Annotated in this window: 13 protein-coding genes; 12 read left to right on the plus strand and 1 reads right to left on the minus strand. The window is 69.0% G+C overall.

Annotated features, from left to right (window positions below; all coding sequences use genetic code 11):
- Positions 1-2: 2 nt before the first annotated feature.
- The 9 genes from EHW97_RS01110 (at position 3) to holA (ending at position 11,884) form a co-directional block, all read left to right on the plus strand.
- Positions 3-1,361 carry a TrkH family potassium uptake protein gene (locus EHW97_RS01110; RefSeq protein WP_243696251.1) on the plus strand — a complete coding sequence of 453 codons (1,359 nt, stop codon included), beginning with the start codon at positions 3-5 and terminating at the stop codon, positions 1,359-1,361.
- Positions 1,354-2,028 carry a potassium channel family protein gene (locus EHW97_RS01115; protein WP_243696252.1) on the plus strand — a complete coding sequence of 225 codons (675 nt, stop codon included), beginning with the start codon at positions 1,354-1,356 and terminating at the stop codon, positions 2,026-2,028. Before EHW97_RS01110 ends, EHW97_RS01115 begins: the two co-directional genes overlap by 8 nt.
- Positions 2,029-2,082: 54 nt before the next feature.
- Positions 2,083-3,771 (plus strand): sodium:solute symporter family protein, encoded by a 1,689-nt coding sequence (locus tag EHW97_RS01120; protein ID WP_208001813.1) that lies wholly within the window; start codon positions 2,083-2,085, stop codon positions 3,769-3,771.
- A 10-nt stretch (positions 3,772-3,781) separates the two neighbouring features.
- Positions 3,782-4,024 carry a hypothetical protein gene (locus tag EHW97_RS01125; protein ID WP_124235318.1) on the plus strand — a complete coding sequence of 81 codons (243 nt, stop codon included), beginning with the start codon at positions 3,782-3,784 and terminating at the stop codon, positions 4,022-4,024.
- Positions 4,025-4,109: 85 nt separating this feature from the next.
- The gene (leuS, locus tag EHW97_RS01130; protein ID WP_124235319.1) at positions 4,110-6,962 is read left to right on the plus strand and encodes a leucine--tRNA ligase; all 2,853 of its coding nucleotides are present in this window, start codon (positions 4,110-4,112) and stop codon (positions 6,960-6,962) included.
- A gap of 51 nt (positions 6,963-7,013) precedes the next feature.
- Positions 7,014-7,856, plus strand: coding sequence for a DegV family protein (locus tag EHW97_RS01135; protein WP_124235320.1), 843 nt, complete (start codon positions 7,014-7,016; stop codon positions 7,854-7,856).
- Positions 7,857-7,942: 86 nt separating this feature from the next.
- The gene (locus EHW97_RS01140) at positions 7,943-8,650 is read left to right on the plus strand and encodes a ComEA family DNA-binding protein (protein ID WP_124235321.1); all 708 of its coding nucleotides are present in this window, start codon (positions 7,943-7,945) and stop codon (positions 8,648-8,650) included.
- Positions 8,647-10,875: a ComEC/Rec2 family competence protein gene (locus EHW97_RS01145; RefSeq protein WP_124235322.1), complete on the plus strand. Its 2,229-nt coding sequence runs from the start codon at positions 8,647-8,649 to the stop codon at positions 10,873-10,875. The genes EHW97_RS01140 and EHW97_RS01145 overlap by 4 nt, the downstream gene beginning before the upstream one ends.
- 34 nt (positions 10,876-10,909) lie before the next feature.
- Positions 10,910-11,884 (plus strand): DNA polymerase III subunit delta, encoded by a 975-nt coding sequence (gene holA / locus EHW97_RS01150; protein WP_124235323.1) that lies wholly within the window; start codon positions 10,910-10,912, stop codon positions 11,882-11,884.
- A 75-nt stretch (positions 11,885-11,959) separates the two neighbouring features.
- Here holA and rpsT read toward each other — a convergent pair whose 3' ends face one another.
- Positions 11,960-12,220, minus strand: a complete 261-nt coding sequence (rpsT, locus tag EHW97_RS01155) for a 30S ribosomal protein S20 (protein ID WP_124235324.1) — start codon at positions 12,218-12,220, stop codon at positions 11,960-11,962.
- Between the two features lie 145 nt (positions 12,221-12,365).
- Between rpsT and EHW97_RS01160 the strand changes: the two genes are divergently transcribed.
- The 3 genes from EHW97_RS01160 (at position 12,366) to EHW97_RS01170 (ending at position 16,510) form a co-directional block, all read left to right on the plus strand.
- The gene (locus EHW97_RS01160; RefSeq protein WP_124235325.1) at positions 12,366-12,707 is read left to right on the plus strand and encodes a hypothetical protein; all 342 of its coding nucleotides are present in this window, start codon (positions 12,366-12,368) and stop codon (positions 12,705-12,707) included.
- A 16-nt stretch (positions 12,708-12,723) separates the two neighbouring features.
- Complete coding sequence (gene lepA, locus EHW97_RS01165) at positions 12,724-14,571, plus strand: translation elongation factor 4 (RefSeq protein WP_124235326.1); 1,848 nt, start codon at positions 12,724-12,726, stop codon at positions 14,569-14,571.
- A 100-nt stretch (positions 14,572-14,671) separates the two neighbouring features.
- The gene (locus EHW97_RS01170; RefSeq protein WP_124235327.1) at positions 14,672-16,510 is read left to right on the plus strand and encodes an AMP-dependent synthetase/ligase; all 1,839 of its coding nucleotides are present in this window, start codon (positions 14,672-14,674) and stop codon (positions 16,508-16,510) included.
- The last annotated feature ends 27 nt before the right edge of the window (positions 16,511-16,537 follow it).

A 16,537-nucleotide genomic window follows, 5' to 3' on the forward strand; every position in this document is an offset into this window, starting at 1 on the left:
CGGTGGTGAGCTCCTCGTGGCGCTGGCGCATTCCGCCTGGCATAGCGCACCCCGTGCGGTTGCTTCCGCTCGTGTTCCTGGGACTCATCCTCGTCGGCACGGTGTTGCTGCTCATGCCGTTCGCGCGCGAGGGCGATTCGGCACCCACCTTCATGGACGCCTTCTTCACGGCGACGTCCGCGGTCACCGTCACCGGTCTGGCCACCGTGGACACGGGCACCTACTGGTCGATGATCGGCCAGATCATCATCCTGGTCCTCGTCGAGATCGGCGGCATCGGCATCATCGCGCTGGCCACGATCCTCGGCCTGTTCGTCGGAGGCCGCTTGGGTCTGCGCACGCAGATGCTCGCCCAGGTCGACATGCACGTCGTGAGTCTCGGCGAGGTCAGGCCGCTGTTCCGACGCGTCACCGTGACCCTGGTGAGCTTCCAGGCAGTCACCGCTCTCATCCTCACCATCCGCTACCGCCTCGTGTACTTCGACTCCCTGCCCGAGGCGGTCTGGCACGGCGTGTTCGACGCGGTGATGGCGTTCAACAACGCGGGATTCTCGCTCAACTCCGACAGCCTGACCCGCTACGCCGGCGACGTGGCCGTCATCATCCCGATCTCCGTCGCCGTCTTCATCGGCGCCGTCGGGTTCCCCGTGCTCGCCGAGCTGTACCGCGGCTGGCGGCGCCCCAGTCGTTGGACCATCCACACCCGTCTGACGGTGTGGGGGTCGTTGATGCTCTTCGCCATCGGCTCGCTGGCGTTCCTCACGATCGAGTGGGCCAATCCCGCGACGCTCGGCAACATGCCGCTCGTCGAGAAAGTCGTCACGGCGATCGAGGGCGGCATCATGCCGCGGTCGGGCGGCCTGCAGAGCTTCGACTGGAATCACGTCGAGGCGGAGACGCAGGGCATCGCCGTCGTCATGATGTTCATCGGTGGAGGCAGCGCGAGTACGGCCGGCGGCATCAAGGTCACGACGTTCCTGCTCCTGGCCTTCGTCATCCTCGCCGAGCTGCGGGGCGACCCGGAGGTGCAGATCGGCCGTCGCTCGGTCAGCGGTCGCACCGTCCGCACGGCGGTCAGCATCGCGCTGCTGGCCGTGATGCTCGTCTACGGCGGGACGTTGCTGCTGATGCTCATGTCCGGTGCCTCCTACATCGAGGCGCTGTTCGAGACGACGTCCGCCTTCGGCACCACCGGCCTGTCGACGGGCCTGACGCCCGAACTCAACGCGCCGTCGCAACTCGTGCTCATCGTCTTGATGTTCGTCGGGCGAGTGGGCACCATTGCGGCAGCGTCCGCGTTCGTACTGCGGCGTCGTCAGCCGCGGTACCACCTTCCCGAGGAGCAACCGATCATTGGGTAAGAACGACAATCCCCTCACCGCCCCCGTCCTCGTGGTCGGGCTCGGCCGGTTCGGCTCCTCGGTCTCGCGTTCGCTCGAGCGCCTCGGTCACGAGGTGCTCGCCGTCGACGAACGTCCCGACATCGTGCAGAAGTACGCGAGCGACTTCACCCACGTGGTGGCGGCGGATACGACGGACACCGAGGCGTTGCGCCAGATCGGCGCCGAGCAGTTCGATCGCGCGGTCGTCGGCATCGGGACCGACATCGAGGCCAGCGTCCTGACCGTCCTGAGCCTCGTCGAGCTCGGCGTCGAGGAGGTCTGGGCCAAGGCCATCAACGCCAAGCACGCGCGCATCCTCGAGCGGGTCGGTGCCACCCACGTCGTGCGACCCGAGTCCGCCATGGGCGAGCGGGTCGCGCACATGGTCACCGGGGCAATGATCGACTACATCGAGTTCGACGACGGCTTCTCGATCGCGCGGACCCGCGCGCCCCGGGTCGCCTTCGACCAGACGCTCGCCGAGGCCGCGCTGCGCAGCAAGTACGGCATCACGGTCGTCGGAGTCAAACGGCGGGGCGAGGACTTCACTTACGCCCGGCCCGAGACGCTCGTCAACGCCTCCGACGAGCTCATCGTCTCCGGCCCCACCCGCAAGGTCGAGGAGTTCTGCGCCCTTCGTGGATGAACCGGCTCTCGTTTGCCGTGCGGTTGTGCTGCGACGGGAGTAGCGTCACCGACTGTGATCGCAGCAGACTCGACGTTCCGGTTGGACGCGAACTTCGTCGACTACCTCATCGTGGTCGCGTACTTCGCCGTGGTCTTGGGCATCGGGCTCTTGGCGCGACGACAGGTCTCGTCCAGCATCGACTTCTTCCTCTCCGGCCGGTCGCTGCCGGCGTGGGTCACCGGCCTGGCCTTCGTCGCCGCCAACCTCGGCGCCGTCGAGATCATGGGCATGTCGGCGAACGGCGCGCAGTACGGCATGGCGACGGCGCACTACTTCTGGGTGGGCGCGGTGCCGGCGATGCTGTTCCTCGGCGTCGTGATGATGCCGTTCTACTACGGCTCCGGTGTCCGCAGCGTGCCCGAGTTCATGCGCAAGCGGTTCGGTACGGGCGCGCACCTCGTCAACGCCCTCAGCTTCGCGATCGCCCAGCTGCTGATCGCCGGCATCAACCTGTTCCTGCTCGCGACGATCGTCAATCGTCTGCTCGGGTGGTCGCTGTGGGTCTCGCTCGTCGTCGCCGCGGCGATCGTGCTGAGCTACACCGCCCTGGGCGGGTTGTCCGCGGCCATCTACAACGAGGTCCTGCAGTTCTTCGTCATCGTCGCCGCCCTCGTGCCGCTCACCACCATCGCGCTGCACAAGGTCGGCGGCTGGGACGGCATCCGCGAGCAGATCCAGCCCGGACCTGAGCAGCTCAGCTCGTGGCCCGGCACCGACCTCACCGGTATCGACAATCCGTTCTGGTCGGTCGTGGGCATCGTCTTCGGCCTCGGCTTCGTGCTCTCGTTCGGTTACTGGACGACCAACTTCGTCGAGGTCCAGCGCGCGATGGCGGCGGACTCGATCTCGGCGGCGCGACGTACGCCGATCATCGGCGCGTTCCCCAAGATGTTCATCCCCTTCGTCGTCATCATCCCCGGCATGATCGCCGCGATCATCGTGCCGGAGCTCGCAGCGCTCAAGGGCGGTGACGCGGTCGAGGGGGTCACCTACAACGACGCGATCCTGCTGCTCATGCGCGACCTGCTGCCCAACGGCATGCTCGGCATCGCGATCGCGGGTCTGCTGGCCTCGTTCATGGCGGGCATGGCGGCCAACATCTCGGCGTTCAACACGGTCTTCAGCTACGACCTGTGGCAGCAGTACGCGGTCAAGGACCGCGAGGACAGCTACTACACGAAGGTCGGCCGGCTGGCGACCGTCGCCGCCACGGTCGTGGCGATCGGCACCGCCTTCATCGCCTCGAACTACAGCAACCTGATGGACTACCTCCAGACGCTGTTCGGGTTCTTCAACGCACCGCTGTTCGCCACCTTCATCCTCGGCATGTTCTGGAAGCGGATGACACCGACGGCGGGCTGGACGGGTCTGGTCTCCGGCACCCTCGCTGCGATCGTGGTGGCGATCCTCAGCCAGGATGCGCTCGGCGGACTGAGCCTGGGCGTGCTGCCGTTCAGCGGTCAGGGCGCGAGCTTCGCTGCGGCCGGCGCGGCCTTCGTGGTCGACATCGCCGTCAGCGTCGCCGTCACCTTCGTGACCGCTCCGAAGCCGGAGAAGCAGCTCGTCGGGCTCGTCTACTCGCTGACGCCCAAGGAGTCGCTGACCGACCCCGACCAGGCGTCGCTGCCCTGGTACCAGTCGCCGGTCAAGCTGGCCGGTATCGCGCTGGTCATCGTCATCATCTTCAACGTGATCTTCTGAGGACACCACCATGAGCGAACCGACTACCAAGAAGACCGCCGGCGCCTTCGACATCCGGTACATCATCGGAGGGCTGCTCGGCTTCTACGGCGTCGTCCTCGTCGTCGTCGGCCTGTTCTTCACGTCCGAGGAGGATCTGGCCAAGGGCGACGGATTCCACGTCAACCTCTGGACCGGGATCGCGCTGCTCGTGACCTCTGCGATCTTCGCTGCCTGGGCCCGCTGGCGGCCCATCATCGTCGAAGAATCGTGACACCGGGCCGAGGTCCGGTCGTGATGGCGGCGCCGATGCTCGTCCTGTCTCCGGGCGCACGCGGGCGCCTGGCTAGCATTGACAGGTGACCACGACCCCGCAGCACTCCGCGTCCACGACCGAATCCGGCCACCGCTACACCAGCGAGCTCGCCGAGCGGATCGAGCTGCGCTGGCAGGACCGCTGGGAGTCCGAGGGGACGTTCGACGCACCCAACCCGGTCGGCGACCTCGCCGAGGACGGCGCCGCCGAGCGTCTCGAGGGCGACAAGTACTTCATCATGGACATGTTCCCGTACCCCTCGGGAGCCGGTCTCCACGTCGGTCACCCCTTGGGGTACATCGCCACGGACGTCGTCGGCCGTTACCGCCGCATGCGTGGGGACAACGTCCTGCACGCGCTCGGGTACGACGCCTTCGGACTGCCCGCCGAGCTGTACGCGGTGCAGACCGGGCGCCACCCGCGCGAGACCACGCTGGAGAACATCGCCAACATGCGGCGTCAGCTCCGGCGGCTGGGCCTCGGCCACGACCCCCGCCGCTCGTTCGCGACGATCGACCCCGACTTCGTCCGCTGGACCCAGTGGATCTTCCTGCAGATCTTCAACGCCTGGTACGACGAGGAACTCGATCGCGCCCGCCCCATCTCCGAGCTCATCGAGGAGTTCGAGAATGGGGCGCGGGACGTCCCCGGCGGCGCCGTGTGGGCTGACCTCTCGGCCAAGGAACGCGCCGACGTCATCGACGGCTACCGGCTGGCCTACCTGAGCGAGGCGCCGGTCAACTGGGCCCCGGGCCTGGGCACCGTGCTGGCCAACGAGGAGGTCACCGCCGACGGCCGCAGCGAGCGCGGCAACTTCCCGGTCTTCCGCCGCAACCTCAAGCAGTGGCAGATGCGCATCACGGCCTACGCCGACCGGCTGCTGGACGACCTCGACCGCGTCGACTGGCCGGAGCCGGTCAAGCTCATGCAACGCAACTGGATCGGTCGATCGCACGGCGCCCACGTCCAGTTCGAGGTCCCCGGCATCGACGAGCCGATCGTCGTCTTCACGACCCGTCCCGACACCCTGTTCGGCGCGAGCTACATGGTGCTGGCGCCCGAGCACGACCTGGTCGAGGCCCTGACCACGGACGCCTGGCCCGAGGGCACCGACGCGCGCTGGACCGGGGGAGCGGCGACGCCGGCGGAGGCGATCGCCGGCTACCGTGCCGCCGCCGCGGCCAAGTCCGACGTCGAGCGTCAGGAGAACAAGGAGAAGACCGGCGTCTTCACCGGCTCCTTCGCGATCAATCCGGTCAACGGCGAACGCATCCCCGTGTTCGTCGCCGATTACGTGCTGATGGGCTACGGCACCGGCGCGATCATGGCGGTTCCCGGTCACGACGAGCGCGACTTCGAGTTCGCTGAGTCGTTCGGCCTGCCCACCCCCCGCGTCGTGCAGGGCGAGGGCGAGGACGCGCTCCCGTTCACCGGCGACGGTGTCGCGGTGAACTCGGCGAACGACGAGGTCAGCCTGAACGGCCTCACCGTCGCCGACGCGAAGTCCCGCATCATCGCGTGGCTGGAGGAGAAGGGGCAGGGCGAAGGCACCACGACCTACCGGCTGCGCGACTGGCTGTTCAGTCGCCAGCGCTACTGGGGCGAGCCGTTCCCGATCGTCTACGACGAGAACGACGTGCCGATCGCGCTGCCCGAGAGCATGTTGCCGGTCGACCTGCCCGACGTTCCCGACTACTCGCCGCGCACCTACGCGCCCGACGACGCCGAGAGCGAGCCGGAGCCGCCGCTGGCGCGTGTGCGCGAGTGGGTCGAGGTCGAGCTCGACCTCGGCGACGGCCCGAAGAGGTACCGGCGCGAGACCAACACGATGCCCAACTGGGCGGGATCGAGCTGGTACGAGCTGCGGTACACCGATCCGCACAACCGCGACCGCCTCGCCGACCCGGCGAACGAGAAGTACTGGCTGGGCCCCCGCACTCCGGGCGGCACCGGCGGCGTGGACCTCTACGTCGGAGGCGTGGAGCACGCGGTGCTCCACCTGCTGTACGCGCGGTTCTGGCACAAGGTGCTGTTCGACCTCGGGCACGTGACGAGCGAGGAGCCCTTCCACCGACTGTTCAACCAGGGGTACATCCAGGCCTACGCCTATACGGACGTCCGCGGCACGTACGTCCCGGCCGACGAGGTGACCGAGGCCGACGACGGCACCTACTGGTACAACGGCGAACGCGTCGAACGCGAGTACGGCAAGATGGGCAAGTCGCTCAAGAACGTCGTCACGCCCGACGAGATGTACGAGGCCTACGGCGCCGACACGTTCCGCGTGTACGAGATGAGCATGGGTCCGCTGGACGTCTCGCGGCCCTGGGAGACCCGCGCGGTCGTGGGCTCGCAGCGGTTCCTGCAGCGCGTGTGGCGCCTTGTCGTCGACGAGGAGACCGGCGCTACCCGGGTCACCGACGACGCGCTCGCGCCGGCGACCCTGGGGGTTCTGCACCGGACGATCGACGGCGTGCGCGGCGACATGGAGGAACTGCGCTTCAACACCGCGATCGCCAAGCTCATCGAGCTGACCAACCACCTCACCAAGGAGTCGGTGACCGGCCGGGCCGCCATCGAGCCGCTCGTGAAGATGCTGGCGCCGTTCGCGCCGCACCTCGCCGAGGAGCTGTGGGAACGGCTCGGACACACCGAGACGATCACGTACGCGCCCTACCCGGAGGCCGACGCGCAGTACCTGGTGGCCGAGCAGGTGACGTGCGTCGTCCAGGTGCAGGGCAAGGTCCGCGGCAAGCTGCAGGTCAGCCCGGACGTCTCCGATGACGAACTCACCGCACTCGCCCTCGCGGAGCCGAACGTCGTGCGCACGATCGACGGCCGGGAGATCCGCAAGGTCATCGTGCGGGCGCCCAAGCTCGTCAACGTCGTCGTCTGACTCCCTCCCGGGCACCGCACCGCGGCGATCGCGGGTGGTTAAGGTGACGCCATGACCATTGCGATCGTCACGGATTCGACGGCATCGCTCGATCCGGACGACGCGCGTCGCGAGAAGATCGCGGTCGTGCCGACGACGGTCGTGGTCGGGTCCGAGGTCTTCACGGAGGGGGTCGACATCACGGCCGACCGGATCGCGGAGGCGCTCGCGCAGAAGGTGAAGGTCAGCACCTCGCGCCCGTCGCCGGAGACGTTCGCCGCCGTGTACGCGGGCCTGGTCGCCGACGGCGCCACCGAGATCGTCTCGGTCCATCTCAGCTCCAAGGTCTCCGGCACGATCGATTCGGCCAGGATGGCCGCCGCACGCTGCCCTGTGCCGGTGCACTTCGTCGACACCCGCCAGGTCGGTATCGCCACCGGCTTCGCGGCCGCCGCGGCAGCGCGTCTTCGCGACCTCGGCGCGTCGAGCGCCGAGATCGTGGCGGCGGCTCGCGCGGCGGGGGAGCGGTCGACCGTGCTGCTGTACGTCGACACCCTCGAGTACCTCAAGCGCGGAGGCCGGGTGGGCGTCGCCGCGTCCGTCATCGGCTCCGCCCTCGCCGTGAAGCCGATCCTCACCGTCCGCGACGGCGAGGTCGTTCCGTTGGAGAAGGTGCGGACCGCGTCGAAGGCGCTCGCCCGAGTCGTGGAGCTCGCGCGGCAGGCCACCGAGCGGTTCCCGGCAGGCTTCGTCGCCGGGGTGCAGCACCTCGCGGCCCGCGAGCGCGCGGAGGATGTCGCTGCCCAGCTCGCCGAAGTGTGGGGGTGGGACCACGTTCCGGTCGACGAGGTCGGTGCGGACATCGGCGCTCACGTGGGGCCGGGGATGATCGCGGTGACGGTCACGGGCCGGTAGACGAGCGCCGTCCACAGCTCGCTCGGGTCCACAACAGCGGTCGCACGGCCTGACGGCGTCGACCGCATCCGCCTAGCGTCGGCGACGTGGTTCAGGGTCCAGCTCCAGAGGAGACGCGCGCGGAAGTGGCGCGGCGTCGGCTCGCCGAGCTCGCCGCGGCCTTCGACGCCCAGTGGCAGCCCGACGACGAGCCCGCTGACGACGACGCTTCGCCTCCCCGTCATGCTCGCCTCCGCGACCGTCACCTCGCGCTCGTCGGCATCGCGGGGGTCGCGGTCCTCGTCCTCGTCGGTTGGTGGGTCCTGGCCGGCCGGCCTGAGCGCATCGACGAGCCTGTCGCGATCGCCCCGTCGTCCGAATCGGCCACCGCGCCGGTCGTCGACGAGCTCGTCGTCGACGTGGTCGGTGCGGTCGCGCGTCCGGGGATCGTCACGGTGCCACCGGGCAGCAGGGTGCACGAGGCGATCGAGGCCGCCGGCGGCCTCGTCGGCCAGCCGGACACGACGTCGCTCAACATGGCCCGGGAGCTGACCGACGGCGAACAGCTACTGGTCGGCATCGCGCCGCCCGCCGCAGGGCCGACCGGGACGGGCGAGGGGCAGGCGCTCGACCTCAACCGGGCGGATCAGCCCGCGCTCGAGGAGCTGCCGGGCATCGGCCCGGTCACGGCCACGGCGATTCTGGACTGGCGCTCCGAGAACGGGCCGTTCCGCAGCGTGGAGGACCTGCTCGACGTCAAGGGGATCGGCGAGGCCACCCTCGCGGAACTGCGCGACCACGTCGTCGTGCGATGACGCAGTTCGTCGCAGGCCCTCGCGGGCTCCACGACCTGCGCGTGGTTCCCGCGGCCGTCCTGGCCTGGGGTGCGACGGCGTGGGCTGTCGACCAGACAGCCGGATCGGTCGTCGTCCTCACTCTCGCTGCGCTCGCCGTCGCGGCGCTCTTGGTGCGCCGCTCCGTCCTCGCGTTCCCGATGCTCGTCCTCGCGATCGTTCTTCTCGGGACCGCCGCACGGGTGGCGGTCGTCGAGGCCGACCCGCTTCGGCTCTGGGCCGAGGAGGGGCGATACGTGACGGCCGAGGTCGAGGTGCGTCAGGACGCGCGCATCGTCGGACACCTCGGCCAGCAGTCCGCTGTCGTCGCGGTGCTGGTCCGCGAAGCGGAGAGCAGCGCGGGCGGAGTGCGGACCAGAGCCCGGGCCACGGTCTTCGTCCGCGACGACCCGACCGAGCTCGTGGTCGGCCGCCGTGTCCTGCTGGAAGGGCGACTAGCGCCGGCGGAGCGCTCGGACGAGGTGGCGACCGTGAGTGCGACGCGCGTCAGCCCAGCACGCGAGGGACCGTGGTGGTGGGAGGCGAGCGAACGGGTGCGTGAGGGCATCCGGACGGCCGTCGCCCACCACGACGGCTCCGCCGCTGCCCTCGTCCCCGCGTTGGTCAGCGGCGACGTCTCCGGTATCGACGAAGCGCTCCAGGACGACTTCCGGCGCGCCGGACTCACTCACCTGACCGCGGTCTCCGGCAGTAACCTCACCATCGTCCTGGGCGCCGTGCTCCTGGTCGTGCGCCGGACCCGCCGCACCGGTGTGATCCTGCTGGCGGCGCTCGCGGCGATCGCCGTCTTCGTGCTTGTCGCCCGGCCCGAACCGAGTGTGCAACGGGCGGCGATCATGGGCACCGTCGCGGTCATCGCGATGGGCCGCGGCACGCGCGACGGTCTCCGCGCACTCGCATGGGCCGTGCTCGGCGTCCTCGTGCTCGATCCGTGGATGAGCCGGCAGGCCGGGTTCATTCTGTCGGTGTGCGCGACGAGCGGCATCGTCCTCCTGGGTCCGCCGCTCACCGATCGCCTGGAGCGGTGGATGCCCTCGTGGGCTGCGATGGCGCTCGCCGTGCCGCTGAGCGCTCACCTGGCCTGCGTTCCCACCATCGCGGCGATCTCCGAGGAGGTCTCGCTGGTCGCGGTGGCGGCCAACGTCGCCGCCGCGCCCGCCGTCGCGCCGGCCACGGTGCTCGGCCTGCTCGGCGGGCTGCTCGCGCTCGTCGCAGAGCCGCTGGCACGGGTCAGCGGCTCCCTGGCGGTCGCAGCAGCCTCCCTCATCGTGGCGGCCGGCCGGCAGGCGGCGTCCTTCGACGGCGCCGCGGTGGCGTGGACGCGCCCGTGGTGGGTGCTCGTCCTGCTGCTTCCCCTCATCGTCGTCGGCATCCTGGCGGTCGCCCGCCGGCCCGTGATCGCCGCCGGTCTGACCGTCGGGCTGCTCGTCGGCATCGTGCGGCCGCCGCAGACCGGATGGCCGCCCTCGCAGACCGTGATGGTCGCGTGCGACGTCGGTCAGGGCGACGCCAGCGTCGTTCCCACGGCACCCGGCGAGGCCATCGTCGTCGACGTCGGGATCGAACCGGGGCCGGTCGACAGGTGCCTGCGTCGCTTGGGGGTCGAGCGGATCCGACTTCTGATCTTCAGCCACGCCGATGCCGACCATGTGGCGGGATGGCGCGGAGCGATCAGGGGACGGACAGTCGATCAGGTGCTTGTCGGGCCGTCCGGTGGCCCGGAGGTGCCGGGCGTCCCGCAGGTCATCGCGGCGCCCGGAGACACCCTCCGCGTCGGTGACGTGACGGTCGAGACGTTGTGGCCGCCCACGCAGGGCGACGCGGCGCCCTCCGATCGCAACGACGTCAGCCTGCTGCAACGCGTCACCGTGCACGGGGTGCGCGTGCTGTTCACGGGAGACTTGGGCGAGAAGGCCCAACGGCGAGCGATGCGATCAGCGGACATCACGGCGGACGTGCTCAAAGTCGCCCATCATGGCAGCGCGGACCAGTCGGCGGAGTTCATCGAGCGGACCGGAGCGCGGGTCGCCACCGTGAGCGCCGGGGCCGGCAACGACTACGGGCATCCCACGGCGACGGCGCTGCGGCTCTTGCGCGAGCACGGCGTTCAGTGGTGGCGCACCGACGTGCACGGTGACGTGGCCGTCACGCGGGACGGGGGAGCTCTGCGCGCCGTCACGCCGTGACGGACCTGTCGGCCGGCGTCGTTATCCTCGAGGCGTGGCCACGGCATTCGGCAAGATCCTCCTCATCACCGGCAATGCCGAGTTCCTGGCCGAGCGCACGCGGATCCGCGCCGTGCGGGCCGTGCGTGAGGAACAGCCCGACGTCGAGCTGACCGAGGCCGTGGGCGGCGCCGTCGTCGCCGGTGAGCTGGCTGCGCTGACGAGCCCGTCACTGTTTTCCGCCGCCACCGCACTCGTGCTCACCGAGCTGGAGAACCTGCCCGAGGCGCCGGCCACCGAGCTGATCGCCTATGCCGCCGACCCGCAGCCGGACGTGGCGGTGATCTTGATCCACAGCGGAGGCAACAAGGGCAAGGGCGTGCTCGACAAGCTCCGCAAGGCGTCGGCCGTGCACGAGGTCAAGGTCCAGGCGCCCAAGTACGAGCGCGACTACGCCGCATGGGTCCGCACCGAAGCCCGTGACCTCGGCCGCTCGATCGACGAGCAGGCCGCGGGGCTCCTGGTCACCTCCGTGGGCCAGGACCTGCGCGCCCTCGCGGGCGCACTCGATCAGCTCGCCGTCACCACTGAGGCTGGAGCCCCGATCACCGGCGCCGTCGTGCGCCAGTACTTCGGCGGCCGAGCGGAGGTCCGCGGCTACGAGATCGCCGATGCCGCCATCGCCGGGCAGCTCGCCGACGCCCTCGAACGCGCCCGCTGGGCCGAAGCCGCCCGGGTCGCGCCCGTGCTCATCACGTCGGCCTTCGCGTCGGGGCTGCGCCAGCTCGCCACCCTCGCCAGCGCGCCGGGCGGGCTACGCGACCAGGACCTCGCCGCCCAGGTCGGTGCTCCACCCTTCAAGATCCGGGTGCTGCGTCAGCAGCTGCGCTCCTGGGACAGCGACGGTCTGCGTCGAGCCCTGGACGCGGTCGCCGACGCCGATGTCGAGGTCAAGGGCGGAGGCTCGGAGCCCGGCTATGCCATCGAGCGCATGATCCTGCGCGTCGCGGCGGCCCGTCAGCGCGCCTGAACGCAAGCGCACGCCCCCGGGAACGACGATGCCCCGCTCCCTGGGGAGCGGGGCATCGATGTCAGCGCGGGTGCGTCAGAGCGCAGCGGCCTTCTTGGCGATCGCGGACTTGCGGTTCGCCGCCTGGTTCTTGTGGATGACGCCCTTCGAGGCGGCCTTGTCGAGCTTGCGGCCGGTCTCGCGAGCGAGCTCCTTGGCCTTGTCGAGCTCTCCGGCCTCGACGGCCTCGTTGAAGCGGCGGACCGAGGTCTTCAGAGCCGAACGCACGGACTTGTTCCGCTGGCGCGCAAGCTCATTCTGACGGTTGCGCTTGATCTGCGACTTGATGTTCGCCACGGGGCAAAACCTGTTCTCTCATGAAACGACGGGTGACGCGGTGATCGCGGCCGGCCGGCTTGAGGCGCGGTCGAACACGCGATCGTCAACGTTACCAGTCCCAGGGGCACCGACTCAAATCGAGGCGACCCCTAGGATGGTCGACGTGTCCATTCTCTACACCGTCCTTGTCGTCCTGCACATCGTGTGCTGGGCCGCCGCCCTCGTGGTGTACCTGCGCGACATCCGTGCACCGCGAGTCGCGCCGGGGATCGCCCACAGCATCGCGGGCGCTCTCGTCACGGGTCTGATCCTGGTGGCGATGTGGGAGATGACCGATGTCAAGGACGGCGACCCCAATCACGTCAAGATCGGGATCAAGCTGGTCGTGGCGCTGATCGCGACCATCCTGGCGTTCACCCAGCAGAAGAAGCCGGCCCCGAATCCGATGGCGCATGTCGTCGCGGGCCTGGTCGTGGTGAACATCGTGATCGCTCTGGTCTGGTAGACGGTAGGTGACCTCCATGTTGGGCCCGGAACCCGGCTCCACGCCCCCCGCGCTGCTGCGGAACTTCTGCATCATCGCGCACATCGACCACGGCAAGTCCACGCTCGCCGACCGCATGCTCCAGCACACCGGCGTCGTCGACGAGCGTGCGATGCGCGCTCAGTACCTCGATCGGATGGACATCGAGCGCGAACGCGGCATCACGATCAAGAGCCAGGCTGTGCGCATGCCGTTCGCCAAGAGCACGGGCGACGATGCCGGCACGGTGTACGTGCTCAACATGATCGATACGCCCGGACACGTCGACTTCACGTACGAGGTCAGTCGCAGCCTCGAGGCGTGCGAGGGCGCGATCCTGCTCGTCGACGCCGCTCAGGGCATCGAGGCGCAGACGCTCGCCAACCTCTACCTCGCACTCGACGCGGATCTGCACATCATCCCGGTGCTGAACAAGATCGACCTCCCCGGCGCGCAGCCGGAGAAGTACGCCGAGGAGATCGCCGGGATCCTCGGCGGCGACCCCGACGACGTCCTGCGGGTCTCGGCGAAGACCGGCGAAGGCGTGGAGAACCTCCTCAACGTCATCGTCGACCAGGTGCCGCCGCCGGAGGGCGACGCCGACGCGCCCGCTCGCGCCCTGATCTTCGACTCGGTCTACGACACCTACCGTGGCGTCGTCACCTACGTCCGGGTCGTCGACGGCAGCCTCAGCCATCGCGACCGGATCAAGATGATGTCGACCGGCGCCGTCCACGAGATGCTCGAAGTCGGCGTCATCAGCCCCGAACCGCTGAAGGAGAGCCGCCTGCGCGTCGGCGAGGTCGGCTACCTCATCACCGGCGTGAAAGAGGTTCGGCAGTCGCGCGTCGGTGACACCGTCACGTCGGCCGGCAAACCCGCCGCCGAGCCGCTGGGCGGCTACCAGCACCCCAATCCGATGGTGTTCTCCGGTCTGTACCCGATCGACGGCGACGACTACCCGACACTGCGCGATGCGCTCGAGAAACTGCAGCTCAACGACGCGGCGTTGCAGTTCGAGCCCGAGTCGTCCGGCGCCCTGGGCTTCGGCTTTCGCATCGGCTTCCTCGGGTTGCTGCACCTGGAGATCGTGCGGGAGCGACTCGAGCGAGAGTTCAACCTCGACCTCATCTCTACAGCACCCAACGTCGTCTACCGCGTCGAGATGGAGGACGGCAGCGAGGTCGTCGTGACCAACCCGAGCGAGTACCCGACCGGGGGCAAGATCGCCAAGGTCTACGAACCGATCGTCGACGCGACGGTGCTCGCGCCCTCGGAGTACATCGGCGCGATCATGGAGCTCTGCCAGATGCGTCGCGGCAAGCTCCAGGGGATGGATTACCTGTCCGAGGACCGCGTGGAGATCCGCTACACGCTCCCGATGGGCGAGATCATGTTCGACTTCTTCGATCAGTTGAAGTCGCGCACGAAGGGCTACGCCTCGCTGAACTACGAGCCGTCCGGGGAGCAGCCTGCCGACCTCGTGAAGGTCGACATCCTCCTGCAGGGCGAGATCGTCGACGCCTTCAGCGCGATCGTCCACCGCGACAGCGCGTACTCGTACGGGGTGGCGCTGGCGGGCAAGCTCAAGGAGCTCATCCCGCGCCAGCAGTTCGAGGTGCCCATCCAGGCGGCGATCGGGGCGCGCATCATCGCCCGCGAGACGATCCGCGCCATGCGCAAGGACGTGCTCGCCAAGTGCTACGGCGGCGACATCAGCCGCAAGCGCAAGCTGCTGGAGAAGCAGAAGGAAGGCAAGAAGCGCATGAAGATGGTGGGGCGGGTCGAGGTGCCGCAGGAAGCCTTCATCGCCGCGCTCTCCACGAGCGAACCCAAGTCGTCCTGACCGGCGTCGATGCGAAGCAGGTCGGGCGCGAAAGCACTGTGTGAAGCGGGCCGGATGGGTTAGGGTGATCCACACCACAACCCCCTGGTGAAGGAGCACGATGTCCGCTGCCACTCCCACGCCCGAACAGCTCGAGATCGTCAACAGCCGCGCTCGCAACGTGGGCGAGATGTTCTTCGACCGCGTCGCGAAGTCCGGGAGCCGCGAGGCCTTCCGGTTCCCTGATGCGAACGAGAACTGGCAGTCCATCACGTGGGCCGAGGCCGGTGAACACGTGACGAAGCTCGCGGCCGGGCTCATCGCGCTGGGCATCGAGCGCGAGCAGCGTGTCGCGATCGCGTCCAACACCCGCTACGAGTGGATTCTGGCCGATCTCGCGGTCAACGCCGCCGGCGCGGCCACCACGACCGTCTACCCGACCACGGTGGCCGACGACGTCGAGTACATCCTGGCCGACTCCGACAGCCGCGTCGTGTTCGCCGAGGACGACGAGCAGATCGCCAAACTGCGCGAGAAGCGCTCCGAGCTGCCGAGCGTCGTCAAGGTCGTGACCTTCGACGGCCAGGTCGACGGCGACTGGGTCATCGGCCTGAGCGAACTGGAGGAGCTCGGCGAGAAGCACCTGCAGGACCACCCCACGGTCGTCCAGGACCGCGTCGCCGCCACGCAGCCCGACGACCTCGCCACCCTGATCTACACGTCCGGCACCACCGGTCGCCCCAAGGGCGTCCGGCTGAGCCACGACGGCTGGACCTACGAGGGCGCCGCGGTCGCGGCGGGCGGGTTCCTGTCCGTCGACGACCTCGAGTTCCGCTGGCTGCCGATGGCGCACTCGTTCGGCAAGGTCCTGCTCACCACCCAGTTGCAGGTCGGGTTCCCGGCCGCGATCGACGGCCGCGTCCCCAAGATCGTCGAGAACCTGGCGATCGTCCAGCCCACCTTCATGGGTGCTGCCCCGCGCATCTTCGAGAAGGCCTACGGCCGCATCGTCGGCATGATGGAGGAAGAGGGCGGCGTCAAGCTCAAGCTCTTCCGTTGGGCCGAGAGGGTGGGCCTGCAGCATTCGCGTCTGGAACGTGCCGGCAAGCCGATCCCCGCGCCGCTCAAGATCCAGTACGCCCTCGCCGACAAGCTCGTGTTCACCAAGATCCGCGCGCGCTTCGGTGGCCGGGTGCGGTTCTTCATCTCCGGCGCCGCGGCCCTGTCCAGCGATATCGCCGAGTGGTTCCACGCTGCCGGCGTCCTGGTGCTCGAGGGCTACGGCCTGACCGAGACCTCCGCCGGGTCGTTCGTCAACCACCCCGACAACTTCAAGATCGGCACGGTCGGCCTCCCGATGCCCGGTACCGACGTCATGATCGCCGAAGACGGCGAGGTCCTGATCAAGGGTCCGGGCGTCATGCGCGGGTACCACAACCTCGAGGCCGAGTCGGCGTCCTCGCTCACCGAGGACGGGTGGCTGGCCACCGGCGACATCGGCCACGTCGACGCCGACGGTTTCCTGACGATCACCGACCGCAAGAAGGACCTGTTCAAGACTTCGGGCGGCAAGTACGTCGCACCCTCCCACATCGAGGGCATGTTCAAGGCGGTCTGCCCGTTGGCCAGTCAGATGGTGGTGCACGGCAGCGAGCGCAACTTCTGCTCGGCGCTCATCACCCTCGATCCGGACGCCGTCGACGGCTGGGCGCAGCAGCACGGCATGGCGGGCAAGTCCTACGCCGAGGTCGTCTCCTCGCCGCAGATGCAGCAGGAGATGGAGGGATACATCGCCGAGCTCAACAGCAAGCTGAACCGCTGGGAGACGATCAAGAAGTGGGCGATCCTCGACCACGACCTCTCGGTCGAGTCGGGCGAGATCACCCCGAGCCTCAAGGTCAAGCGGCGTGTGGTGGAGGAGAACTACAAGGACATCCTCGACGGCTTCTACACCGCCTAGAATCTTGCTGCCGGCCGCTAGGCTGGC

Source organism: Aeromicrobium camelliae (genome assembly GCF_003850045.1).
In the GTDB taxonomy this organism is placed as follows: Bacteria; Actinomycetota; Actinomycetes; order Propionibacteriales; family Nocardioidaceae; genus Aeromicrobium; species Aeromicrobium camelliae.